Source organism: Photobacterium lipolyticum (genome assembly GCF_003026475.1).
GTDB lineage: Bacteria > Pseudomonadota > Gammaproteobacteria > Enterobacterales > Vibrionaceae > Photobacterium > Photobacterium lipolyticum.
Genome location: NZ_PYMC01000013.1, coordinates 1 through 25,961, shown reverse-complemented (window position 1 = coordinate 25,961; position 25,961 = coordinate 1). Strand labels below are relative to the sequence as shown.

Below are 25,961 nucleotides of genomic sequence, written 5' to 3'. Positions count from 1 at the left end.
CAAAATGGTATAGTTACACTTGTTCTAGCGTTTTTACACTTACTTACGATATTTTTTATGCTCTTATATATCTTAAAATTCGTTGTTGTGATTATTATTAGTAAGCCATCATGCCTAGCAATATGAAACCCCTTGCTGTTTGTTGCTCGTTGTTGCCTTGTTTGTTATTTGCGCACTCAGCCCTTGCCACTGAGACCGAGATAACGTTTTGCCACACAGTTTCATCACCTCAGACTGGTGATTGGCGGCAACTAAATGATCAATGCGATATTGGTTCCGGATTATGGGGAAAAAAACCCAAGCCTAAAGAAGGAAGCTTCTGGGTTCAGTGCAATTACAGCCGCTCTTTACCTGGCAAGGCGTTTACTGAAAAGGTAAACACTTTGTTTAGTAATAAAGCTTATCTGATCAAAGAAAACGATAAATTTCGGTGTTTAGTCGGTCCATATCCCGCGCACACTCAAGCATTGAAAGCAAAAGAACGCTTTTCAGATGAGCTGAATATAAGTACTTTTATTCGTCAAACAACGAATAAAATCAATATCCTAAATAAAAAACAGCAGAGCCTACCCGCGGCGAAACCATCGAAAAATAAAGCAGAAAATGCACAACTTACGACATTGATTGAAAATCGGGTGATTTTAAATTCAATTATCTACTCATTCACTTTCAATGGCTTAAAATATCATCAACCTCGAAATATCAATTCGACAAAAACTATGCCTCCAATGTTTATCAACGAAAAAGATAACTATTGGTCTCGGGTTAATATCTCTTCTGCTGAGAGTTGGTGTAAACGTTTTGGCTTGCGCTTACCGTACTTTGAAGAATTAGAGCGGCTTCAAAGTTACGGGCAGCACCTTCTGCTGCGGTATCAATGGCCAACTCAGGTCAATTATTGGAGCAGTTCTGTCAATCCATTATCAGGTGAGATTAAAACTCTTAACTTAAGAAACGGTAAATACGATGAATACCGTCCACCAGCCTTACTTTACACGACTTGTGTATCTGACTAAGTTTATATACCCAACTTGCTGCGCCTGTTCGCTAAATTGAATATCCGTATTTATGATCACTGATCCATGCCCCGCATGGATTTAGTGTGTTCGCTTTTCATACAACCCATAAAATAAGAGTCTGTTTTTGAAGGCTTTATCGGCATTGAAACATATTTTTACAACTTTGTTTTTAAAGATAATGAAATGTTAAGTATCATCCGTGATAAGACACTAGCAAAGACATTCCGGGACAGTGATCATTGAAATGCACATGAATAACTTGCATTTATGAACTTTTACCCTCATATATGTCTTATTAGATATCAATATAACTAACCCTAAGGGGACAACTTATGAACGATCGTATTGTCAATCGTAGTGCTTCATACGATAGCGTACTTTCAACCAATAAGGTTTTAAGAAACACCTACTTCCTGTTATCCATGACGCTGATCTGGTCTGCTGCTATTGCTGGCATTTCTATGGCAATGAACCTGCCTTATCCTGGCATTATCATCACCTTAGTTGGCTTCTACGGTTTAATGTTCCTGACAGAAAAAAACCGTGACAGTAGCTTAGGCATTGTCTTTACTTTCGCATTAACGGGTTTCATGGGTTATACCCTTGGGCCAATCCTTAACATGTACCTTGGTGCAGGTTTAGGCCATGCTATTGTTCCGGCCCTAGGCGGAACGGCACTGACATTCCTGGCGTGTTCTGCGTATGCACTTACGACAAAACGTGATTTATCGTTCTTGAACGGTATGCTGCTAGCAGGCTTCATCGCGATTATTGTTGGCATGATTGCAAACATCTTCCTGCAGATGCCGATGCTCTCTCTGGCAATTAGCGGTATGTTTGTACTGTTCTCATCTGCAGCGATTCTGCTAACCACACAATCAATTGTTCGTGGCGGTGAAACTAACTACATCTCTGCAACAGTTACGCTGTACGTATCTATCTACAACCTGTTCCTAAGCTTGTTACAAATCTTAGGCGTTATGGGTGGTGATGACTAATAGTTAGTCGCAGACTGATTTCTAAAGCGTCCATTTGTGGGCGCTTTTTTATTGCGAACGCCTAATTCCTTACTTTTACTTGCAGCAAAGTCTCTGAATCACTATCCTCTCTGCGTTCCAAATATCGAGGCACATCATGCTTGAATTCGAAGGCAAACAATTAGAAACCGATGCTCAGGGTTACCTGAAGAATATTGATGACTGGTCAAGCGAGCTCGTTCCTCTTCTGGCACAAGAAGAAGGCATAGAGCTAACCGAAGCACATTGGGAAGTGGTTAACTTTGTTCGTGAATTCTATTTGGAATTCAATACATCGCCAGCTATCCGTATGCTGGTTAAAGCCATGGCTAAGAAATACGGTGAAGACAAAGGTAGCTCTCGCTATCTCTATAAGCTTTTCCCGAAAGGCCCGGCCAAGCAGGCGACGAAACTGGCCGGATTACCTAAGCCGGTCAAATGTATCTAGCATAAAAACAGGGCGTTCACGCCCTGTTTTATTTGATTTCAAAACCATCAACATGCCGCCACTCAAGTTCTTCTGCTTCAATCTTATCAACCCTTGACATTCTGGGCCCCTCTTTTAACCAAGCCAGCAATTTATTCACATTTTCTTCATGGCCACAAACTAATACTTCAACACTTCCGTCTGGAAGGTTCATCGCATACCCCGTCAACCCGTCCTTTAGCCCCTCGTGCGCAGTATGAAACCTGAACCCGACGCCTTGTACTATGCCTTTCACATTAGCCTTTACACAAATTTGTGACATAAATCACCTCAAGAAATCTATTTATATTCCGATACGCTCTTATATAGTAATTTGTCAATTAGAACAAAAGTACTCTTTGTAAATAGGATGCCCCAATGAAAGAAATCGCATTTCGATGGATTGATAAGTACCTCATTCACTTAAAGCTGCAAGAAAAGTTTTATCTTTTATTTCTACTTCCATTGATAGCAATTATCAGTGTTAGTGCAATTTTAGTTGATGCTGCCCAAGATCAGCGTACTGAAATCACGACGAAACAACTCGATACAACCGCAGCGCTATTTGCAAAGTACAATGTCAGTAGGTCTGATGCCTCAGTGCTGCTGAGTGAGAGCAGCTTAAAACTGGGGAGCGGTGATTTTTCCACCTCGGTGGCCGGATTAAATTATTCGCTCTCAGCTGCCGATGCACCAAGCTTATATAGCTACCTCTCATCGATACAAATCAGCCTGACACTCACTTTGCTGACTGTAGTTTTAGCGTCTGTTTACTATATTATGACGTTCATTGGCGGTGCAATGTTCACTATGAATAAAGCCCTGCTCAACCTTGCAGATGGCGATTTGACTGGCCGTATGAACTTCTTTCAAGTTCGTGATGAGTTCAGCACCATTGCAATAACCATTGACCGTGTCGCCGAACGTGAACAAAAGCTGGTTAAGGCAACGCAAGAAGCAACGGCAATGATGCAGCAGATCAGCAGCGGTTTGCGCCAAAGCAGTCAGCGAAGTGAATCGTTATCAGCTATTCAGCAACAGCACTTGGATTCTCTGGCCAGTGCCACCGAAGAGATGGCCACATCGATTCGTGAAGTCGCAACTCATGCCCATCAGACCTCAGATCAGACTCGTGAAGCTCAGCAGGTTACTGAACATGGCCGGGCTCAGGTCGGTGAAACCAAATCAGCTATTTCAACGCTTTCTTCTGAAATTAACATGGCAGCAAATGCTGTCACTGAATTAGATAACAATGCTGCTAAGATTGATGACGTGGTGACTACCATCAATAGTATTTCAGAGCAGACGAACCTACTGGCATTGAATGCTGCAATAGAGGCCGCCCGCGCCGGGGAGCAAGGCCGTGGCTTTGCTGTGGTCGCCGATGAAGTTCGTACTCTGGCAGGCCGTACACAAAGTGCTACGGTAGAAATTCAGCAGATGATTGAATCATTGCAAAAAAACAGCCAGCAGCTAATGTCAGTAATGAAAAATACCGTTGATAATGCGCAAAACAGTGAGCAAATGATGGATTCAGTTGACGGAGAAATCAGCCAGATTACAGATCGCAACCAGCAAATCTCCGATCGCAGTACTGAAATTGCAGCCGCTGCAGAGCAGCAAGGTGCCGTTGCCGATAATATTGCCTCTAATGTTGAGCAGGTTCGCGAGCAGTCACACCAGATCTGCGACGTCATTTCACAAGCAACCAATGAAATTGAGCGTTTAAATCAGCAAGCGCAAGTATTGGAATCTCTGATGAACGGCTTGAAAGCTTAATCCTGAGTTCAGCCTAAGTACCTAAGGCCGCCTGATTTGGCGGCTTTTTCATTTGCTTTTCAGAACAACGAGCAACATAATACGCCCCCATTCGAATTCCACACTGGGCAAGTCATGACAGCTTCTATTTATCTGGTAAAAGGCCGTGAAAAATCACTACGCCGCCGCCACCCTTGGGTATTCTCTCGCGGCATTGACCGCATTGACGGTAAGCCGTCACTGGGTGAAACCGTCGATATCTACGACAACAAAGGTGAATGGTTAGCACGCGGTGCTTATTCTCCACAGTCTCAGATCCGTGTTCGCGCATGGACATTCAATAAAAATGAAGCTATTGATGTCGATTTTTTTGTTAATCGCCTGAAAAAAGCGCAAGGCCTGCGTGATATTTTAGCCGCTCGTGATGGCCTGACAGGTTACCGCCTGATCGCCGCTGAATCGGATGGCTTGCCTGGTATTACTATCGACCGTTATCAGAACTTCCTTGTCTGTCAGCTACTAAGCGCGGGAGCTGAAGCACAAAAAGACACCTTGATTGAAGCACTTAACATTTGCTACCCGGATTGTAGTGTCTATGAACGTTCTGATGTTGCGGTACGTAAGAAAGAGGGTCTGAAACAACGTACAGGCGTACTTTCTGGTGAGGAACCACCTAAATTTGTCGTCATCGAAGAAAACGGCATAAAAATTAACGTCGATATCGTTGGTGGCCACAAAACAGGTTTCTACCTTGATCAGCGTGATAGTCGCCAGGCAGCTGTGAAATATGTTAATGGCAAACGCGTTCTCAACTGCTTCTGCTACACCGGTGGTTTTGGCTTGTATGCCCTAAAAGGCGGTGCAAGCCAGGTTGTCAATGTTGACGTTTCTCAACCGGCACTTGATACAGCCCGCATGAATGCCGAGATGAACGGCCTGCCAGTTGAAAATGCTGAATTCCTTAACGCTGATGTCTTTAAACTGCTACGTGAATACCGTGAGCGCGGCGAGCTGTTTGATGTGGTAATTATGGATCCGCCAAAGTTTGCGGAGTCAAAATCGCAGCTAATGGGTGCATGCCGTGGTTACAAAGACATTAACATGCTGGCGATGCAGATCTTGAAGCCAGGTGGCACACTATTGACCTACTCATGCTCAGGTCTGATGGACAATAATCTGTTCCAGAAGATCATTGCCGATGCAGCTCTTGATGCGAAGCGTGAAGTACAATTTATCGAACGCTTTAGTCAGGCTGCCGATCACCCGCTAGACAGTGCATATCCTGAGGGTTTCTATCTGAAAGGTTTTGCCTGCTACGTTAAATAAGCAGTACGATAAATTAGAAAGCCTGACACCCGTTAGGCTTTCTATTCAGTCTAAGGGGCCAGTTTATCTAAACTAGACGGACCTTAAATAGACCTTTGAAAGCGGCTAATGCAGCATCGCGGCAATACAACCGCACAACGTCATCACAAACAAAAACCACTTTAACGTCGATGCCTTCGCTTTAATCGCCATATTGACGGCAATATGGGCACCAAACATAGTCCCAAATGCCAGAATCAAACCTGGCACCCACAACACTAACCCTTTAGCAATAAACAATACCAAAGCGACAAGAGTAAACACTAACGTACAAAGCATCTTTAATGCATTTGCCCTAACCAGATCATAACGTAGAGTACCTGCCAATGCGGCAAGTAACACGAACCCCACCCCTGCCTGAACAAATCCGCCATAAAAACCCGCCATCCCAAGCCCCCACCATGAATGTGGCGTCTGCATCACTTTCTTAACTGGTGTGCCAGGCTCAGGCGCAATCACTGAAGGTTTGACCAGCATAACGAATGCCATTGTTAACATCGTGCCTAATAACAGCGGCTTGATGAGGCTGGAGGGCATATACGCTGCTGCGCCCGCCCCTAATAATCCACCAATCACCGAAGGAATAAGAATTGGAATAATATCGTCAGATTCCATTTTTTTGTGACGCTTAAAACCTGCGACGGCTGTAACGGCTTGCATTAGCACCCCCAGTCGGTTAGTCGCATTCGCTACCTCCGCTGGCATCCCCATTAGCATCAGTGCAGGCAAGGTTAGGTTTGAACCGCCCCCCGCAAGCGTATTAATGATACCGGCAAGAAATCCGGTCACCAATAACAGAATAACTTGTATAAGCGTTATATCCATATCAAACCGCCAGCTTTTAACATATCAGGCTATGTTAACGTATTTTATAAGTCACTCTGCAGATATTTTATGTCCCGTCGTTCCACACGCTATAAATATTCAGCATTCAGTTTAGGTTAAGGTTATGCCTTCAAAATCAGCTATTAAGATCTTACTGTACTATAAGCTATTTATTAATTTTGATATAAATGCACAACAAAAATGATCAAGGAATAAACATGAAACTACGTACCGCCATTCTAGCACTGACAGCATGTGGACTAAGTTTCCCATCCTTAGCAGACATGAATATTGACCTGCCTGACAGTGCTGAACTTATCTTAGTCAATGGTGTAAAAGCGGAGGGGAACGATACACTTACTTTGAAAAATGGCCAAAACCAAATCGCTTTCCGATACGATGACGGTTTTCGTGAAAACGGTGAGTACAGCTTATTTAGATCAGATGTTGTTATCATGACATTTACAGGGATTGATACCCACTATTCGCTTACACTTCCTAAGCTACGCTCAAGTTTAGAAGGCCGGGAATTTAATCGTAAACCTGCGCTAACATTAACTGATAAGAGCGGGACTCCAGTAACGTTCGAGCAAGGAAAACTGATGAAAAATGGTATGCAGCTTGGTCGTGATTTTGAAGCAGAGATTGCTGCTTACAACCAGACATCGCAGCCTGCAGCCGTTGCCGCCATTTCGCTTCAGGCTACATCACAGTTAGCAACAAATATAAATACCAATACGGCAAACCAAGCGCAAGGTGAAAATGTTGCAGAAAATATGCTTAATTATTGGTATGAACAAGCTGATGAAGCAACGCGTATTCGCTTTAAATCTCGTATCAATCAACCGTAATTGAACTGGCTGGTATCACTCTGAATCCTGCATCATGAGGTAACTTGGGTATAATAGAGGTGTGATACCAGTTCTGCGGAAATAGGGCTTCTATATTTAATTTATTTGTTCTGATATCAACCACATTCTGCTTTTAAAACAAATCCCCTTTGTAGAAATCCACATTTATACCCAAGTAACCTCAAGGTGCTGTGGACGTAATTTTACTATTTTCATCGCCGATCAATTACACCGCAACAAATCATACCGAGTTAACATCAGCCTATACGCACATCGACTTCATTATTAATAATAAGTTACCGCTTCTGAACTTGTACTTTTTCATTAGGCAAACCAATAAGTTGTTAGCGCAAAATAAGTGAGCTTGAATTTCATTCGCATGACATTTTTTTGAGATTTGGCATAGAAAAACAGACAACAACTGATGCTTTTTTAGTCACCTCTCCTATAGTTGTTTCTCGGCGCAATTAAAGCAAAACGAGCCGTTATAATTTCTTACCTACTTAAACCACGATTGAAGGATAAATAAATGAATCATTCGAAACACAAGGTGATCAAGCATTTTTTTTCGCTCAGTGCCCTCACCGCATCATGCTTACTTGCATTCAATGCACAAGCAGCAAACACTGCTAATAACTGTCGCCCTGACGGACTGTACCAGACTGAAGGCGTAACTGTGCCTTACTGTACTGTTTATGATCAAGATGGTCGTGAAATCATGGGAGCCGATCACCCTCGTCGTGTCATTGGGTATTTTACCAGCTGGCGTGCTGGCAATGATCCACAAAGTTCTTATCTGGTAAAAGATATACCATGGGAGCAACTCACACATATCAACTATGCATTCGTCAGTATTGGTTCTGATGGAAATGTGAATATTGGCGATGTAGCAGATCCAACAAACCCGGCTGTTGGGATGGAGTGGGATGGTGTCGAAATAGATCCGGCCCTTGGTTTTAAAGGTCACTTTGGTGCGTTAGCAACAGCTAAAGCGAAATATGGCGTTAAAACATTGATCTCAATCGGCGGCTGGGCTGAAACAGGCGGTCACTTCGGTGCTGATGGTAACCGCATTGCCGACGGCGGATTCTATAGCATGACTACCAATGCTGACGGCAGCATCAACCAAGCTGGGATCGAGAAATTTGCTACTTCTGCCGTTGAAATGATCCGTAAATACAGATTCGACGGTGTTGATGTCGATTACGAATACCCAACCAGCATGGCGGGTGCCGGTAACCCTTACGATAAAGCGTTTTCTGAGTCTCGTCGTCCATATCTATGGCGTTCATATCAAGAGTTAATGCGTGTACTGCGTGAAAAATTGGATCAGGCAAGTGCTCTTGACGGCGTGCACTACATGTTAACAATTGCCGCACCATCATCTGGTTATCTGCTCCGTGGTATGGAAACCCATGATGTGTCTAAATACCTCGACTACGTTAATATCATGTCTTATGACTTACATGGGGCATGGAATGACCACGTTGGCCACAATGCAGCCCTCTACGATACAGGAAAAGACTCAGAGCTGGCTGCATGGAACGTTTATGGTACTGCTGCCTACGGCGGTATTGGTTACCTGAATACCGACTGGGCTTATCACTATTTCCGTGGATCTATGCCTGCTGGCCGGATCAACATCGGCGTGCCTTACTACACCCGAGGCTGGAAAGATGTCACTGGCGGTACCAATGGCCTTTGGGGCAGAGCGGCACTTCCTAACCAGGCAGACTGTGCACCAGGTACAGGCGAAGGCGAGAAAAACAATTGCGGTAACGGTGCAGTAGGTATCGATAACCTATGGCATGATAAAAATACCAAAGGTCACGAAATGGCCGCGGGTTCGAACCCTATGTGGCATGCTATGAACCTGGCTAAGGGTATCTTCGGTAGTTATTTCGCTGCCAATGGTTTAGATCCCGTCAATAATCCTCAGCATCAACTGACTGGCACCTATACCCGACATTACGATAATGTCGCGATTGCTCCTTGGCTGTGGAATGCTGAGAAGAAGGTCTTCCTTTCAACTGAAGATAAAGAGTCAATCAACGCCAAAGCCAGCTACGTCATTGATAAAGAAATTGGCGGCATCATGTTCTGGGAACTAGCGGGTGATTACAACTGTTATGTACTTAATGCCAATGGTAACCGCACCACTGTCGACGCAACAGAAAACGCCTGTGCATCGGGGAATGGTGAATACCACATGGGTAACACCATGACCAAGGCTATATACGATAAATTCAAGTCAGCGACACCTTACGGTAATACCATCGCTACAGGCCCTATACCTACGCACACGCTTGATATTGCAGTATCGGTTGGCGGATTTAAGGTTGGCGATCAAAACTACCCAATCAATCCAAAAATCACATTCACCAACAATACTGGTAAGGAACTGCCGGGGGGCACTGAGTTCCAGTTTGATATCCCCGTATCAGCGCCTGATAATGCTAAAGATCAGTCTGGTGGCGGTCTGAAGGTTATCTCTTCTGGTCACACTCGTGCCGATAACATCGGTGGTTTAGATGGTGTAATGCACCGTGTATCTTTCTCTCTGCCAGCTTGGAAAAGCTTACCGGCCGGCGGCTCCTACGAGTTAGATATGGTGTACTACCTGCCAATCTCCGGTCCTGCTAACTATACTGTGAATGTAAATGGTGTAGATTACGCGTTTAAGTTTGAGCAACCGAACTTACCAGTAGATCCAAATCCAAATCCAAATCCAAATCCAAATCCAAATCCAAATCCAGGGGATTGTGTCACTACAGGTATCAACACTTACCCTAACTGGCCACAAACTGATTGGGCCGGTAACCCAAGCCATGCAAACCAAGGTGATAAAATCATCCATAACGGTGTTGTTTATCAGGCTAACTGGTGGACAAGTGCAACACCTGGCAATGATGGTAGCTGGGCTAAAGTCTGCATCATTTAAGAACAGTTTACTTAGCAGTTGATAAGTCACAGCTAAGTAATGAAAACAAGAGCGCAGGTGGTAGTTTTAATAGGGTGATGTTCAGCCTGCCCTATCACCAGCGCTTTTATTTTTCGCCAAAACACATAAAATACCAGTATATTACATATCACTTCTTCTCAATTAAACACGGCATTTAAACATCGATAAACACCCTCATAAATACGTGTGACTAATGTTGCGTATGCTATATACCTCACTCTTCTCAAAAGAGAGAAAAATGAGATATTGTGCTCATTTTTTAATCAAACAGTTTAACCCTGTATTTATCATACTGTTTGTAAATTACGCTTTTAATTATTCATTAATAACAATAGATTAAACCATGGCATTGAAAATTAATTCCAACTTTATTACATTTTTTGATTGTGTTTATAGTAAAAGCACAATTAAACCATGTTCTGTAAATAACTCTCTGTTATAAAAATAAATATCAACACCAAATGTAAAATTTATCCTATTAAATAAAGTAAAAACTATATGTTGCTTTACATCCTAAACAATCAATTTTAGTTCGTTTTATGCTAAAGTCACCTCCCCATTAACCCCAAAAATAAAAAGAGCTTTAGTAAGGACGATGAACAAAGCAATTTGCCTATGCATTTTGATTCTCTGTTATTTGCCAATTCAGGCAACGGCAAGTAACGTTAGAGGTCATTCATACACGGAAAGTACCAGTACAGATGTTGTTATCAAATACGTATACAAACAAGCCCAACTCGATAACATCATGGATTTTCAAGTCTTTGCTGAAGGTTATGCAGCCTATACTGCAACTAAAGGCAGGAAAAAATCGATTCTTACAATTATTGATTACAGCAGGCCATCAACAGAAAAAAGATTCTTTGTTATTGATTTAAAAACAAATAAGTTACTTTATCATACGTACGTAACCCATGGTGTGAACAGTGGCGGCAGGGTCGCAAATCGTTTTTCTAACATCGTAAGCTCAAGGCAGACATCACTGGGCACTTTTCTTACTGATACAACTTACAATGGTGGTAATGGCTATTCACTAAAACTCAATGGCCTGACCAAAGGTGTTAATGATAACGCCCGCCGTCGCTATATTGTGGTACACGGTGCAGAATACGCAACGGAAGCTTTTATCAAACGAAATGGCTATTTAGGACGCAGTTGGGGTTGCCCAGCATTACCTACCGGTTTATCCAGGAAAATAATCGATACCATTAAAAATGGTAGCGTTATTTACGCTCACGCTTGAGGTTATACCCAAGTTACCTCAAGATTCTGCATCTTAAAGTAACTTGGGTATATATGACTTTAATCTTTGATAATAAAAATATTTCCTTTCTTTCCCTGAGTCCGCGATTATTATTCATACAAGCGTATAAATCAAACATTTAACACGACTAAACCATCAGTAAAAAACTCAATATATTATTAAATATAAATGAAATGAGATAGGCTCCATCATCTAGTTTAATAAACATTAATAAGACAAATGGCTTTTTTATTGATTAGGGTTTGGGGATAGGTAAAAAATCCCCGCCGAAGCAGGGATTTATACAACATGGAACGATACGGCTAATTAAGCAAGTACTTGCTTTGCCGCTACATATTTTAAATCTAACGCTGTAGCGACACTTTCACAAGTGATCTGACCTCGGTATACGTTCAGGCCATTCCGAAGATGCTTATCTTCCTGTAGTGCAGTTTTATACCCTTTATCTGCAAGTTTAAGGATATAAGGTAACGTTACGTTATTTAGGGCAAATGTTGATGTGCGGGCAACAGCACCAGGCATGTTAGCAACACAATAGTGAACAACATCATCAACAATGTAAGTTGGATTGCTGTGAGTTGTTGCGTGTGAAGTTTCTACACAACCGCCCTGGTCAATTGCGACGTCAACAATTGCTGAACCTGGTTTCATTTTTTTTATCATTTCAGCGGTTACCAGCTTAGGAGCCGCAGCACCTGCTACTAGTACACCTCCGATAACCAAGTCAGCTTCCAGTACATGTTTTTCGATCGCGTCTTTCGTTGAGTATACACACTGAACAGCACCGCCAAACTGAGTATCCAGGCTGCGCAAAACGTCAATATTACGGTCTAGCACAACAACATTTGCGCGCAAGCCCACTGCCATCTGAGCAGCATTAGCACCGACAACACCACCACCGATAATAACCACTTTAGCTGGCTCAACACCTGGGACACCGGCAAGTAGCATGCCGCGGCCACCTTTTGATTTTTCAAGGGCAAAAGCACCAGCCTGGATCGACATACGGCCAGCAACTTCAGACATTGGTGCTAGCAGTGGTAAACGACCTTGATCATCAGTAACTGTTTCATAAGCAATACAGACTGCTTTGCTGTTGATCAGATCCTCTGTTTGTTCTGGGTCTGGGGCAAGGTGTAAGTAAGTGAACAAAATTTGACCTTCGCGAAGCATTGCGCGCTCAACCGCTTGAGGCTCTTTTACTTTGACAATCATTTCAGCTTCTGCAAACACGGCTTCAACAGTTGGCAGAATTTGTGCGCCAGCATCAATGTAATCTTGATCACTGAAGCCGATACCAGAACCCGCTAGCGTCTCAACATACACAGTATGACCATGGGCAACCGCTTCACTTACAGAAGCTGGAACCATACCAACACGGTACTCATGAACTTTAATTTCCTTCGGTACACCAATAATCATCTTCGTTTCCTTGCTGCCTTGTTTAGTGTTGAGTAAACAATAAATAATTTCACCCGGAATGTGTCACCGTATTTTAACCTAAATTCAACAATTGAGCCTGGAGTTTTGTCCTGCCACAGCAGAATAAACCGACTTTGAAGCGCGTCACATTACAAAAACTCACATTAAGGACACAAAGCAGACCAGTAGACCAAGCTTCAGTCCAAAATTGGACATAAAAACCAATATGTGAGAACCAAGCAGAAGTAACCACTACCAAAAGCAGGTTGAAATTGTGTTATTACAAGTAATTAGAAAGAGGTTTTGTGCTCTCCATATAGAATCAAATGCTGTTTGAGTCAATATTGGCTGAAACAAAATTGTCGCGAACACTTCTGATTTACAACAAAAACAACATAAAACTAACAGGGCGAAATACAGGTCATAGACCCTGCTCCTCAGTTTTGGCTGATACTTGAAACCGCGTGGGTATAAATAGAAATTATTGAAAAGTAGGGCTAGAAAGGGAGATTAAGCTGATGGTAGAAGCAAGCCATGCAAAGAATTCCAACCAGATTCATAAAAAAGCCGCTAAAATAACGGCTTCTTTTCACTGATTCATTGTGGATGAACAGTAACTGATCGTCAGTCTTCGAATTCCCATGGCATATCCGGAAGTGCCGTCAGATTCTCTGTATAACGCTTAAGATCAAAGCTACCTTCGTTTTTGGCCACATCAAACACATGCACACGCAATCATCTGCACGGCTTCATCACGCGCTGTTCCTGTCATCATCAAACGCATCAAAGTTTCTTTAACTTTGATCGGGGTGCTATCCGCAAGCTGGTTTTCCACGATTTCAACCAGCGTATCGCCAGTCATGATTTCTTCATTTCGCATCTTTAGCGCCTACATAGATAATTATGACGAATTTTATACTATTTCACACCACCGTTATATTGAGTATTTAAGCATACCCTACCCTCAAGATTCAAAGACCATGAGAAAACAAGCAAAATTCGGCAAAAAAGAGAGCACATACTGATACGGCTAGTACTCTTTCACATAAATTATAAATAGTTGAATTGTTTCAGCACGTCATCCCGGAATTGAGGAACGAGATATCCGGGATCCAACTCTAGCTGTGTGCACCTTAGATTCCGTATAAGTTCGTTCCTCACTTTACGGAATGACGAAGTTTTGTGGCTGAACTGGTCGAAACTGCTGTGATTAAGTACTAGTCTTTTATGCTAGACCATATCACTTGAAACAGATGACTCGGCTGATAGCATCACTAACGCCATTACCGAAGAATGTGCGTGATCCATTGAAGAAAAAGAATAATCAAGCGGCTGGTTATGCTCCAGTTCCACTTCGTTAACTAACACCGTTTTCAACCCTGCAGCCACTGAGGATGTCACTCCCGTGATACTGTCTTCAATCGCCAACACCTCTTGAGGAGCAAAGCCTAGCGTCTCACAAGCTAACTGATAGATATCCGGTGCGGGTTTATTATTCGCAACATCATCACCACTGAAGACGTGATCGAACAATTCTCGCCAACCGTGCCGGGACAAAATGTCCTCAACATAAATTCGCGGCGCCCCTGTCACAACAGCCAAAGGTACTTTACCTACTAACGTTCTTAATAACGCATCAACGCCTGACTTGGCTGGAATATTACCGACTAATAAAGCCTGTTCGGTTATCGATTCCATCTGTTCCAGCATGTCCTCGGCGGACAGTTCAATAGTAAATCGCCGCTTCAGATCTAGTGCGACTTTATCCCAGGTTACACCGGCATAATCAGTCATAAATAATGACTTCGAGAAATCTATGTTCCAGCTTTGTAAGAAAGTTGACCAATTATCGGCATGGAAAACTTCAGAATCGACAAGCGTACCATCGAAGTCAAAACAAATTGCCTGCATAGAACTATACATCCCTAACTTAATGCGAAGGCGCTATATTAGAAGTTCCGCACTTTGATAGCAACTTAACAATTTATCGTTAATACCGTATCTCTATTGTTGCTTAAACTGCGCATTAAATAGGCAAACAATCTTAAGGTGTATGTTAAATGAGTCTAACAAAGTATGCTCCGGTACTGGCATTAAGCGTTAACCTGCACCAACAATCCATAAAAAAGCCTTGATAAATAACATATTACCCCGATTAACATGTCGTTCAATCATCTAACTTAACACCATATACATTGAGCGTATCGAATAAATCAAAAGATGACTTGTAACGGATAAATCAAAAAAGGAAGCTTCGTTCAACTGCAGGTAATAGTAGTTGAACAGTTAAGAACACAATGCAGACATATACCTTTAGGTATTCCCAACTTCCTTACAAGTTTTCGACACGCCTCTATTCGACAAAACTTTATTGGAGCGAAAATGGATAATTACTCGACATCATATCCAAAAGGAAAAATTGAAACTCGTAATATCTCTGAAAATAAACAACTCAGGCATTACCTAAATTCGACGTTAAACACTGAAAACCTGAAACATGCTGCCATCGACATTTATCACTCCAATATCGAGGCTAATAATATCAACTTAAGCCTTGCTAAAAGTCTTGAAATGTCCACTATAGAGTTAACCAACAATTCATATCCAATACTTTACCAAAGAAAGCCAATAGGTAATATTCACTTCCCCAAGCAAGAAGAGCTAAAAGCAGATGTCATTGACCTACTTCCGGCATTAACTAAGAAAATTGCTTGGGTCGTCAAGCGCTATGAGACAAGAGAACTATCCGAACATTACTTGGGCAAAGACCTGTCATTAGCAGGCTACAGTGAACAAGTTCTTAAATTAGAAGCCTTCATAGAAAAGGCTGCAAGTTCTCAATGTCCGGCAATAATTCATGCTGAATTTGGTTGCGAAAAGCTCTCAGTTGCCTGTGCAATTCACTACAACAGCGAGATTAGACACAAGCCCTTTATTGAAGTCATCTGCTCATCCACCAATACCGAAGAGTTTCAACAAAAACTAATACTTAGTTTTCAAGAAGCTAAAGGTGGCACCGTTTTCTTACATGGCGTCGATGAGCTGACTTGTTCGCAGCAATGCTTATTGATTGAAATACTTGCAGCAAAAACAGAGCATGAACCATCAGGCGTTCCTATCAAAAACGCTCCTAAAGTCAGACTGATTGTATCCACAACAAAACCACTATCAGCTCTTGTCGAGAATGGAACCTTTTCACGTCAACTTTATACAGAACTTAATTTTTTAAACACAACGATCCCCCCCCTTAAAGACCGTAAAGACGACATTCCTTATATCTTGGAAAAAATGTTAGATAAATATCATTCATTTCAAGAGCAATGTTTATCAACTGAAGTTAAGGAAGCTTTATACAACTATCACTGGCCTGAGAATCATGCAGAATTAGAACGTATTGTCGCTAAGTTACTTGTTCTGGCCAATTCCAACCCCATAAATTTAATTGACTTAAGAAAATACTCGCCAGAAACATTAAACCGAACAGCTGAAACATGCTCTGATGGAATTATAACAAGCAATAACAACCACAAACATTTTGACCTTATCACTAGTTTACTTACTAAAAGCTATGAAGACATTAGTCATTTACATCCTGGCCTTCAAAAAGCATTAAAATATTTGGCTGAACACTACTGTAATGAGATCACATTAGCAAGCTTATCAAGCAATGCATGTCTCAGCTCCTCTCATCTTTCCTATTTATTTAAATTGTATGTTAAGAAAAGCTTCAAACAAATCCTAGCCGAATTAAGAATAGAAAAAGCAAAAAAAATATTGGCAAGCAGCCCACACTCGCGCATTACCGATGTATCTTTTGATGTCGGCTTCGGTGACCTAAGTCACTTCGAAAAAATCTTTAAACGTCACACAAAAATCACGCCAAGAGAATATCAAAACCGACATAGAGTAAACAACTGACACTATTTGAAAACAAATATCTTACCCAACATAGATGAATAAATCACATGATACCTTAGGATAATGCTTATTATCATTGAAAGTAATCTTGATAAATTAGTTTCAATGAGCCCCTTCAGGGGCTTTTATTATATCCTTCAAGAACGGTCCGTATTTGAAGCAATATCACGTAATTTGTCTAGCATGATTTTATAGTTCAGGTTATCAACAAAGGCAATCTGGTTGGAAACATGCACATTCAAATCAGTATCAAGTGCAAACGTCCGAACCCTGCCCGTACTACCCCAAAAGGTATTGATCATGACTTGATCAGCTTTAGGGAAGGTATGCAGCTCTGCAGAGCGAAAACGAATAATATTCGTTGAGGCTTCCTCTAATTCTGCCTGATGACTGAAATCATCCATCGTAAGCTGAATATCAACATAGTTGTCATCGCTGATCTGTACCCGCATCAAGGCTAACGAACGCAATGATGTGCTTGCCCGGCCACTATTTGTTACCACTAAATCTACTTCGAAATAACTGTACTGTGTTTGTTGAATATGCCTGAGCTTATCCAGTTGAGATTCAATGCCCCGTAAATTGTCTCTGAGATGTTCTAACCTTGCACCACTTTCACTAATCACATCGGTGATATCTTCTTCGATATCCAACAACAGATAACTCAGTGCTTGTTCGTCGATATATGGTTCATTACTCTCATTAAAAGTCATATCTGAATAACTGCGGGTGATCTTGAGCAGGTGCGATTCATAATAGAGTGCCTCTACATCATCAATGTAGTTCCCTAAATTCCACAATCGTAAATCACGAATACGAAATTCTGACAACTGAAAACTCTGATTTGTTGGGTCAAGGTAGCGCTGAAGCTCGTTCAAATAGCCATGCAGGTCAGCATTTATCGACGATATATTTTTAAAATCAAGCCTGGCTTTGTCAAAGGCTTTATTCAATACGTCCAATGTGAAACTAGGATAATCCAGCTTGTCGCCACGGTTGCCATTATTATCATACTCATACAATAAACTCTCTGGTATATAAGGCTCTAACAGCATCAGTTCATCAGTATCTAAGGGCACATTAAAGTCATCAGCATCAATCCGGCGTATAGACGATATTTCCACATCAACATCGGCGGTTTCTACAACATAAATTTGCCAAAGTGGAATGGCTGCTGTGAGTGCCCCGCCGATCCCCAGCAATATTTTCTTGTATGATTTAGTCAGTTTTTCGCGCCAATTAAATCTATTTCCATTGTTAGTTTCTATATTCATACACCCTCCGCAATAGTTAGATAACTGGATCAGTATGTAGGAATAAAACAATACTAAATCGTTGAATGTTATGAATTTACCGGGAAAATATGGGGTTAGTGCATAGGCAATCAGTAATACATTAATCTCTTATTCACAAAAATGCCTGCAGACAAAAAAGCCGAGTTATTTAATACACTCGGCTTAGGATATTTACACAAGATAGCCCTATCCACTTAGTCAGATATTGGCAGTCTTTACTTCATTTACTCATTATTCTTGCCGAATATCTTCATATAGCTGGAATAACGGTGTCGCAACCGGTAATGGCCACTCAGGTTTCGTACGCTTGACATCATCGTTAAGCTCTATCGTCACTACATCGGTAAGTTGCATCGCCGCAAGTTTCTCCACTTTTTTCAGCTGCAATTTAATTTTGGCGACGAGTTTTATTCCAAAGGGATTCTCTGAAGTGCTCACTACCGAAGCTCCGCAAAGAGCCGCAAATGAATACACTCCGGTGTAATATGGCTGCCGATTTGTTCGAGTAAGACTTTTATATCTGGTTTTTGCAGGCGAACGCCCTGACTGTCTTGTTGCAACTGGGCAGTTTCTGCAATGGAATAACTGCTTTTTATTAAACACATACCATTTACGGACTCGAGATAAGTTTCAAATCATTAAGAACCTTTATATTTTCTTGACTATCCAACACTCTAAGCTTTGTCAAGTAACTTTTCCAACTAATATTTTCCTTAAGTGTTTTAATTGCTGATTCATTTCTTTGAACTTGCTCATCAACAAAATACTGGCATCTAATTAACGTACCTAACGTACTTGAAACACCGAATTTCTTCTTGGATGTAACACCGAATTTACGATATTTCTGAGCACAAACACTCATTTTCCAAGACTTCTGTTTATTTAATGCTTTATTATACTTAGAAGACTTAATAAATTGAGTTAGCATACTTTCTCTACTCACTTTAAAATCATATTCCAGCATTTCATTACTAACACCCTCATATTTACTTAAAGCAGAAGTAATGTCAGAATTATTTACAGTAGCAATTAAATTTCGGCCAGACATATAATCCCACATACCTTTTGACATAGGGCGAGTATTTTTAAGAACTATTCCAGCATTATCACACAATGTTTCAGCAAGTAATATATCCATAATGTTATCTTTATTTGGTCGAGGTAAATCCGTCATCAACCGCATTAGATGTGAAATATAACCAGTAATACCAAAACTAGCCAAATCTCTATTCACAGCATCAATAATGTTTTGATCGAATGCATAAAACTCTTTTCTAGACTTTTCAACTTCTCGCCCAATTGTTTCTGCAGCGATTGATATAGTTGCATTTCTGATAAATTCTATTTCCCTCTCTATTAATGCTACAGGCATTACCAAAGTAGCAACCGCGCATGTATTTTCAAGTTTCTTTAATTTTTCCGATTCTAGTCCTACAGAAACTTTCATTGCATGAAGATAGTTAGTCTTTGCTGAACTTACTGAATCACCAAACACCATATCTCCCAAATCACTAACTATTTGTAAACCTATTTCTTTTCCGGTGGCCGTTCTCCCCCAATCTGTGTCACTACGTACATAAACGACTCCACCTTCATCCAGTTTAACCTTTTTTTTATTCAACTCAAAAATTGAAGCACCATGAGTACCAAGAAGTCCGTGGAATGAATCCAGAACAATCCCTCCGAGCCCCATTGTGACAATATTCAAACCAACCTTTAAGACTGTTTGCGCCAGGTACCAACCAACTTTAGAGCTTGTTGAAGGATCAGTAAGGTAGACTCCAGCCAATGACCCATTAATACTATCTTTAAGCACATCTAGAATATGCGCATTCAAATCATGCCTTATATCTACAATATTTTTAGCTAAATTATTAATAGTTATAGCCATTACATTACTTTCAAGTAAAGCTATAGCACATTCTTGCTTTTCCTGCTCATTCATAAAACGCTCCTTGATTACTAGAAATAATCACTATTAACCTTCTGATTCTATTTCCTCTTGATCTGTACTTACCCAAAAGTCAACTATTTCTTCTGGTAACACATCACCTATATCACCAGTGGGTTGCACTATAGCACTGGTAGAACTCCGCTGTGTTAATGGGTTTGGCATAATTAGCTCCTTTATGATTTCATTTAAGATTTAAATATCACTGCAAGTCTATCTGCCATAAGACCTAACAGTAAAACTTCACGAATTATTACTATGTGTTTTATATGCTAGAAGGACCATTTACCTATCATTAAATATCCATAACTAACAATTACAAACATGTAATTATAAAAGTCAATTATAGTCCCAACTTTAATTACACCAAAGAAACAGATTGAGTTTTTAAAGGCTTGATTATCTGCCTCATTGAAACTTAGTGTTGATTCATCAGAATTCAGTAAGATCTAAGCACTTAACAAGATAGTTAAACCCAGCAGCCTACAGCCTCAGCTTAAAAGCAAGTCCAGCGGCATATAAAACACATGAACTGAAATTAAGGCCAGCCATAATATTGAAATAATATCTAATATCCTCATCATTTACCTCCTGATTTTTAATTAATTCCCGTCCACATGGATTTATCACCGACGTTACTCTCACAACGAATTTGATCCGCAAAATTGGAATATTTCAAGCCGTAATTCAACCATTCGGTTTGAAATTCGCAAGCTTTACACAAAGCATAATAGTCACTTTGTTTAAAGCGAGTTGGATTATCAATTACACCGCAAGTTTGTGGATTGCTCTGTAAATTTTTATAATGCCGTCCTTGTAGCAAAGCTTCGCCCAACAACCGCTGAGGTTGATAGGTTAATTGCACACGTTCTTCATCAGTCAGCTCTACAAGCTGGGTTATTTCACGCTGCCAGGCATATTCACGCTGCGGGGCGATAGTGCCCTGCTGCAGAACTTGAGCAACCTGCTCTATCTGGCTGAAATAATGATACGGGTTGTCTGGCTTTTCGCTTATTCGTTGGTTTGCGAGATAACACTGAATAACATAACGCGTCCATATAAAGGCATCCAGCACATCCGTGGTGTGGTATGCCAGCTCTTGTTGCAACGTATTTAGCCGTTGCGGCAGCCTATTATGGTAAAACCAGGTGTTCTGGTAACTGAACAACCGTACACCCAGCAACGGAATACTGAGCAAACCGTGTTGCTGCTGCTTACCAATGCTGTCATTAATCATGTGCCGAGCCAGCTCGCTGTTTTGCTGGCACTGTAAAACGGGCCGTTTCTTTTGCCGCTGGTTAGTATGCTGATCTCTTACGTTACCAGTGGTTGAAGATTTATTGCACTGCCTTCTCAGACAGCGGTTCTGCCAGTCGACATCTTTTAACGGATGGTAATAACCCCTTCCATTATTTCCGCGCTCATCGGCCTGGTCGAAAGGCTGACTCAAATGCCCCCCCGCAAAATGTTGTGGTAATTCTGCTGGCAGATAATAAAAAGCTAACCATGGTGCATTGGGGATATCCACATGGTCGGGGTCATTCACATCAGAGCTATTCCCATCTGGATTAGGCGGTGTAGTAAGTGTGCCGGTTAAGGTTTTCGGTAGCGCTGTACTGACAGGCGTAAACTGATAATCTCCTGCCTTTAGTGGTGATAACCAGTGCGAATCTGGCTGAAATTCCGCTACGCCCTGACAGGCATATGCCAGTTTCAGAGCGCTCGGGTGTTCCATTCCTGCAAGGCGTGCAGCGCAGTAGGTGCCGTAGTAGTGAAAATCGTAAGTCATTCTGTGCTCGCTACCTCAAGTTTGTATAACATGATTGCGCTGTTATCAGAGTCGTTCTTCTGTCTGATCGACTATTTGCTGATCACGACGAGGCACCCGGCAAGGCTTTAACCTCACCCTGCAACCGCCCAATCACGTCGATAAATTGATTCAACTCGCGGGTCGCATCACTGGCATTAATTAACGGATCCCGGTGCTCTTCACGAATATTGCCGCCTGCGTACTGGTCAATGGTACGTTGATGAACAATGGCATTTACCGCCTGAAGAAACGCAAACGCTTCGGTTTTACAATAAATACGGTGCTGAACCGCAGGATTGGTTTTGCTGTCATAGCGAGGTGCCGCATAAGAAACGCAATAAGGTTGCTGGCTAGGATCGCTGCCGACAATATCTGCACAAGAGAACAAGACAAAGTCTGTATTACGGTACTTATCCATAATTTCGTTACACATCGGGTGGTCATCAGAGATCGCCAGATTGTAATCACAAAAAAATACATCTACTCCTTTGATCAACGCTGCGACCATCGTAGTAAATCCATCCTGCACGCTTTGCGGCAACTCGCGGCTTTCCGGGATCATTTCAAATGGCTTAGAGCTTGCCGTATATGCAGCCTCCCATGTTGGTAACTGGTAGCTGTTTTCAGTAAGCCCTCTGTCGCGATAAGAAATTTTGTAAGCATTATCGAATGGATCGGTGATATCACCTTGATCAGTAAGAAGGGCGAATCGAGTTCCGTCAATGGCGGTTCCCGCCCTGAAAGTGAGGTTTGGCATAATAGTCTCTCTCGCTGGTTGATTCAGTAAACTATGTCGTTTCTGCTCATCGCCAAACAAGTTGTGCAATGGCTTCTGACCATCACTATGCCATTTGCTTTTTATACCAACTCGGTCATTATCTGCGCAAATCCGGTTAATTTCAGGTTTTGGTTCAGAGGCTTTAATTGATGCCGGGCGCACCGCTAGGTCTTCAACATTGTTGGGGGGTAACGGCGGTTGAACACTATTCTCTTCTACCGGCTTTTCACTCTCGGTATCGGTTGGCTGCGGTAATGTTTTTTCAGATTGAATGTCTTGTGGCTCGGTGATTAGTAGATCCGGGATGGCAAACAGCATATTGGGGATCTGCTGGAGGTATTGCAGGTACGGGTTTTGCTCGGCAGTAAAAGACGCCAGACTCTGTTCTTCTTGCTCTGGCTTCGACTCATTTTCCTGCGTTTTATTTGTCAATTCAGCCTTATCTATTTCACTTTGGTTATCGAGCACATGTTGCTCAATGGGGCGACTATTTGATTGGCTCTGAACAATGCGGTATTGACGAACAAACCGTGGTTGAGCGACACGTAACCGGACTGAACGACGAACCTTACGTATGCGAACACGCTGATATATTTTAGTCATGTTTCCCTCTCGGCGGCCTCTGTCCATTTCGTAAACTGCAATTAATTCGAGTTATTCGCGTGTATTATCTTTTGCAACAGACGGTATCGATGTAGGCCCCCCTTGCTGTACTGTCTGCCGCCTAATTGAATCCACCACTTTGTCCATCATAGAAAAAAGCACATCGACGTTGTATCCCATCAGAAAAGCCATGGCCATGGGAGATAGAGACGCCAGAGCTTCGGCTTCATCGGGTTTAAAGAACCATCCTATGATCATGCCGGCCAGGGCACCTAAGATTAACCTGAGCCGATACCTTAATTCGGTGTGACGCGTGTAGGTAAGCATGCGAATTTCATTTAGTAATCCCCGTAATACAAAAATCAATGCCCCGAACAACCCATACAGCAAGGGCAAGAGATAGCTTTGAAATGTATTTAAGACGAAATTAGCCGCGACTAAATGAGAATAAAACGAGGTATTCAACTGCTCAAGAATAAATCCTGCCGGAACCTCGGTTTTGGGATCTGCTGAAATTGCGAAGTACGACGTTGAATCTTGTTCATCAGGCACATAAAACAAGTTCCATCGTTTCAAGACCTGGTAATTTGCAATAATCTCTTGTTCAAGAATATGCAGTTCAAGAAATGACTTGTTCTCTAACTTTTCCGGTTGCGCAACCAATTCATAATAGCCACTCTGCAGTTTGATTAAATTCCCCCTCAACTCTGCGCCACACAACCAATAGGCTTGCAAAAAAACCAACATTATTAAGGAATAAAACGTAATACGCCGGTAATTGCGCACGGTCATTTCAGCTTTGGTTTTCAATCGCTTGTCTTCGCTATCACCTTCCGTTTGCTCCGGGAGAATAGCATCCAGACTTTCTAGGGTTACAGGGTATGCCAGTTTAGCCAGCAAATCGTAGTTAAATAAAAATTCACTTTCAGCATCGGGTCCCCAACAATCAGCGATCAGCCGGTATTTGGCTTTAACAATTTGATCTGCGATATCACGCTCCAGTGATGAATCGCCATCGGTTGCTATATGCGAAAGCAAGCGTTGAGCACCATATATGGCACGCACCATTTCTGGTGTGACTTCAAAGGATGCAGGTTTTTTCACTCGGAAGTACCTCCAGCTGGTTTACCGACAACAATTAATAATATGAATGGAATTTTACCGACAGATACCATTTTATTGCCGTAATAGTATGATTGTGATGGCATCACATTAATTTATCTCTGGCAAATCCACGATAAACTGGTCAGATTTAATTAAGAATAAATAGATAAAAATGATGATATTGGATAATAGATCTTAGAAGGTCTTATTTTGAAAAATCTTGCAGAATTTTTGCGGCTTCTTTACCCACTTCAGCCATATGCTGCACACCTTTCGCTGCCACTTTTTGCGATTCTTCAATTACTTTCGAATATTTAGGGTCCCCGGTAGCCAGGAGCTGGGCCAGAGCAATCCCCATTGCAGTCGAGGTTAATGTATTGAGGTTTCTGAGATTATCGACAGCGTCTTGTACAGCCATAGTTGTTGACTGGGCAATGGCAAGCTGAGCATTGGTGGTCGCTGTTTTATTCTTCTCTGTACTAGCCATGTTGTATTAACCTGAGGGTTACCCACCACTACTGCCTTTTTTAATAATCAGTGCCAACGTTGTCGATATCGCAGTGTTCGCTATCGTTTGCATCCCCTGCTGACTGGCTATCGCATTCTCTAGCATCAAACTGATCGCATCTTCAGATACAGCTTCCGCAAGCTTATGCGGGATTGATTGATTGTTACTTTGACTTTGGCTTCCTGACATTATCTATACCAACTCCATGAAAAAAGGTAAATTGTGACAATTTACCTTGTTGATTGGGTATCAGCTGTCTTTTTCCAGCACCCCTTCCGATGCCCGTCCAATCACCGCACTTCCGATAGATGTCAGTGAATTTACCCCCTGAACCGTTGCTGCCTGCATGGTTACGTTCGCTTGCTGTTGGGCCATTGTTGTATTATGGCTACCAGTGGCCAGAGCTTGCCCCATCGCGGTGTATAAGTTAGACATTGCCATCGCCGGGGTACTGGCCAGCGTATTGGTATTGACCTGGGTAACCGAATCTGTGATCTGATCGTTAACTGTTGTATTTTTTCCCGCCATCATTTTTCTCCTGAGTTGTTAAACTTCCTGTTCCGATTTGGAAACACTATTTATTGATTACTATTTAACTTATCCAGTTTGTTATCGACTGACTTCATTGCTTTATCGAGTTCGGTATTCACCGAATTAACCATACTTTCCATTTGTTTATCTAAGTTGGCCGCCACGGATTGTTCTGACGCTGAAAAATTATCTAATTTTTCCTGCGTTTGCTGAATCAACGATTCTGTTTTCTCTATTTGCTGCTGAGAAAACTCCATTATGCGGCTCAAATATGCCTCTGCATCGAATGTTTCCTGTGATGCGGGTTCTGACATAGTTGCCTCTCTCTTTTCATTAATATGTCTGATTTGTTCTAGCTTTTTTTCCTGAATTTACCGACCAGTCTGGAAAAACCTTTTGCATCGGTCTCTTTTGGCTGATCGCTATTACTATTGGCTTTTTCTGACTTATCTGCCCTTATTTGCGGATAAATGGATTCCAGCTTAGCCCCCGCTTTTACCCCCATTCCCCCCCTC

Annotated in this window: 23 protein-coding genes and 2 pseudogenes; 9 read left to right on the top strand and 16 right to left on the bottom strand. The window is 41.9% G+C overall.

Annotated features, from left to right (window positions below):
- Positions 1-110: 110 nt before the first annotated feature.
- From C9I89_RS16435 to tusE, 3 genes are all read left to right on the top strand, one after another.
- A complete protein-coding gene (locus C9I89_RS16435) occupies positions 111-1,016 on the top strand; it encodes an SPOR domain-containing protein (RefSeq protein WP_107284407.1) in 906 nt (301 codons plus the stop codon).
- 335 nt (positions 1,017-1,351) lie between these two features.
- Positions 1,352-2,017, top strand: coding sequence for a Bax inhibitor-1/YccA family protein (locus tag C9I89_RS16430; RefSeq protein WP_107284406.1), 666 nt, complete (start codon positions 1,352-1,354; stop codon positions 2,015-2,017).
- 136 nt (positions 2,018-2,153) lie between these two features.
- A complete protein-coding gene (gene tusE / locus C9I89_RS16425; RefSeq protein ID WP_107284405.1) occupies positions 2,154-2,483 on the top strand; it encodes a sulfurtransferase TusE in 330 nt (109 codons plus the stop codon).
- 28 nt (positions 2,484-2,511) lie between these two features.
- Here the strand turns inward: tusE and yccX are convergent, their stop codons facing one another.
- On the bottom strand, positions 2,512-2,784 hold the full coding sequence (gene yccX / locus C9I89_RS16420) for an acylphosphatase (RefSeq protein WP_107284404.1): 273 nt from the start codon (positions 2,782-2,784) through the stop codon (positions 2,512-2,514).
- A gap of 95 nt (positions 2,785-2,879) precedes the next feature.
- Between yccX and C9I89_RS16415 the strand changes: the two genes are divergently transcribed.
- Both C9I89_RS16415 and C9I89_RS16410 read left to right on the top strand, forming a co-directional pair.
- On the top strand, positions 2,880-4,280 hold the full coding sequence (locus tag C9I89_RS16415; protein ID WP_107284403.1) for a methyl-accepting chemotaxis protein: 1,401 nt from the start codon (positions 2,880-2,882) through the stop codon (positions 4,278-4,280).
- Positions 4,281-4,394: 114 nt separating this feature from the next.
- A complete protein-coding gene (locus C9I89_RS16410; RefSeq protein ID WP_107284402.1) occupies positions 4,395-5,585 on the top strand; it encodes a class I SAM-dependent methyltransferase in 1,191 nt (396 codons plus the stop codon).
- A 105-nt stretch (positions 5,586-5,690) separates the two neighbouring features.
- On the opposite strand, the gene C9I89_RS16405 is transcribed toward C9I89_RS16410, so the two are convergent.
- On the bottom strand, positions 5,691-6,449 hold the full coding sequence (locus tag C9I89_RS16405; RefSeq protein ID WP_107284401.1) for a sulfite exporter TauE/SafE family protein: 759 nt from the start codon (positions 6,447-6,449) through the stop codon (positions 5,691-5,693).
- Between the two features lie 218 nt (positions 6,450-6,667).
- Between C9I89_RS16405 and C9I89_RS16400 the strand changes: the two genes are divergently transcribed.
- From C9I89_RS16400 to C9I89_RS16390, 3 genes and pseudogenes are all read left to right on the top strand, one after another.
- Entirely contained in the window at positions 6,668-7,300 is a 633-nt protein-coding gene (locus tag C9I89_RS16400; protein ID WP_107284400.1) for a YccT family protein, read from the top strand.
- 628 nt (positions 7,301-7,928) lie between these two features.
- Positions 7,929-10,241, top strand: a pseudogene (locus C9I89_RS16395) (chitinase C-terminal domain-containing protein); the annotation flags it as partial.
- A 616-nt stretch (positions 10,242-10,857) separates the two neighbouring features.
- On the top strand, positions 10,858-11,505 hold the full coding sequence (locus C9I89_RS16390; RefSeq protein ID WP_107284398.1) for a murein L,D-transpeptidase catalytic domain family protein: 648 nt from the start codon (positions 10,858-10,860) through the stop codon (positions 11,503-11,505).
- A gap of 327 nt (positions 11,506-11,832) precedes the next feature.
- Here C9I89_RS16390 and ald read toward each other — a convergent pair whose 3' ends face one another.
- The 3 genes and pseudogenes from ald to C9I89_RS16375 all read right to left on the bottom strand — a co-directional run bounded on the left by ald (position 11,833) and on the right by C9I89_RS16375 (position 14,859).
- The gene (gene ald / locus C9I89_RS16385) at positions 11,833-12,948 is read right to left on the bottom strand and encodes an alanine dehydrogenase (RefSeq protein WP_107284397.1); all 1,116 of its coding nucleotides are present in this window, start codon (positions 12,946-12,948) and stop codon (positions 11,833-11,835) included.
- A 624-nt stretch (positions 12,949-13,572) separates the two neighbouring features.
- Positions 13,573-13,828, bottom strand: a pseudogene (locus C9I89_RS16380) (hypothetical protein).
- 350 nt (positions 13,829-14,178) lie between these two features.
- On the bottom strand, positions 14,179-14,859 hold the full coding sequence (locus tag C9I89_RS16375) for an HAD family hydrolase (RefSeq protein ID WP_107284396.1): 681 nt from the start codon (positions 14,857-14,859) through the stop codon (positions 14,179-14,181).
- 471 nt (positions 14,860-15,330) lie between these two features.
- Here C9I89_RS16375 and C9I89_RS16370 point away from each other — a divergent pair, with 471 nt between their 5' ends.
- Positions 15,331-16,866 (top strand): helix-turn-helix domain-containing protein, encoded by a 1,536-nt coding sequence (locus C9I89_RS16370; RefSeq protein ID WP_107284395.1) that lies wholly within the window; start codon positions 15,331-15,333, stop codon positions 16,864-16,866.
- A gap of 137 nt (positions 16,867-17,003) precedes the next feature.
- Here the strand turns inward: C9I89_RS16370 and C9I89_RS16365 are convergent, their stop codons facing one another.
- From C9I89_RS16365 to C9I89_RS16320, 11 genes are all read right to left on the bottom strand, one after another.
- Positions 17,004-18,140, bottom strand: a complete 1,137-nt coding sequence (locus C9I89_RS16365) for a hypothetical protein (protein ID WP_107284394.1) — start codon at positions 18,138-18,140, stop codon at positions 17,004-17,006.
- A 252-nt stretch (positions 18,141-18,392) separates the two neighbouring features.
- Positions 18,393-18,599 carry a hypothetical protein gene (locus tag C9I89_RS16360; protein ID WP_107284393.1) on the bottom strand — a complete coding sequence of 69 codons (207 nt, stop codon included), beginning with the start codon at positions 18,597-18,599 and terminating at the stop codon, positions 18,393-18,395.
- Between the two features lie 172 nt (positions 18,600-18,771).
- A complete protein-coding gene (locus C9I89_RS16355; RefSeq protein ID WP_107284392.1) occupies positions 18,772-20,106 on the bottom strand; it encodes a hypothetical protein in 1,335 nt (444 codons plus the stop codon).
- Positions 20,107-20,139: 33 nt separating this feature from the next.
- The gene (locus C9I89_RS22560) at positions 20,140-20,277 is read right to left on the bottom strand and encodes a hypothetical protein (protein WP_170107720.1); all 138 of its coding nucleotides are present in this window, start codon (positions 20,275-20,277) and stop codon (positions 20,140-20,142) included.
- Positions 20,278-20,710: 433 nt separating this feature from the next.
- On the bottom strand, positions 20,711-21,901 hold the full coding sequence (locus tag C9I89_RS16350; RefSeq protein ID WP_107284391.1) for a DUF6765 family protein: 1,191 nt from the start codon (positions 21,899-21,901) through the stop codon (positions 20,711-20,713).
- Positions 21,902-21,983: 82 nt separating this feature from the next.
- The gene (locus C9I89_RS22850; RefSeq protein ID WP_245905507.1) at positions 21,984-23,303 is read right to left on the bottom strand and encodes a hypothetical protein; all 1,320 of its coding nucleotides are present in this window, start codon (positions 23,301-23,303) and stop codon (positions 21,984-21,986) included.
- Between the two features lie 51 nt (positions 23,304-23,354).
- Entirely contained in the window at positions 23,355-24,407 is a 1,053-nt protein-coding gene (locus tag C9I89_RS16340; RefSeq protein WP_107284390.1) for a hypothetical protein, read from the bottom strand.
- A 205-nt stretch (positions 24,408-24,612) separates the two neighbouring features.
- Positions 24,613-24,894: a hypothetical protein gene (locus C9I89_RS16335; protein WP_107284389.1), complete on the bottom strand. Its 282-nt coding sequence runs from the start codon at positions 24,892-24,894 to the stop codon at positions 24,613-24,615.
- Positions 24,895-24,912: 18 nt separating this feature from the next.
- Positions 24,913-25,104, bottom strand: a complete 192-nt coding sequence (locus C9I89_RS16330) for a RebB family R body protein (protein ID WP_107284388.1) — start codon at positions 25,102-25,104, stop codon at positions 24,913-24,915.
- A 60-nt stretch (positions 25,105-25,164) separates the two neighbouring features.
- Entirely contained in the window at positions 25,165-25,443 is a 279-nt protein-coding gene (locus tag C9I89_RS16325) for a RebB family R body protein (protein WP_107284387.1), read from the bottom strand.
- A 50-nt stretch (positions 25,444-25,493) separates the two neighbouring features.
- Positions 25,494-25,760 carry a hypothetical protein gene (locus C9I89_RS16320; RefSeq protein ID WP_107284386.1) on the bottom strand — a complete coding sequence of 89 codons (267 nt, stop codon included), beginning with the start codon at positions 25,758-25,760 and terminating at the stop codon, positions 25,494-25,496.
- Positions 25,761-25,961: the final 201 nt, after the last annotated feature.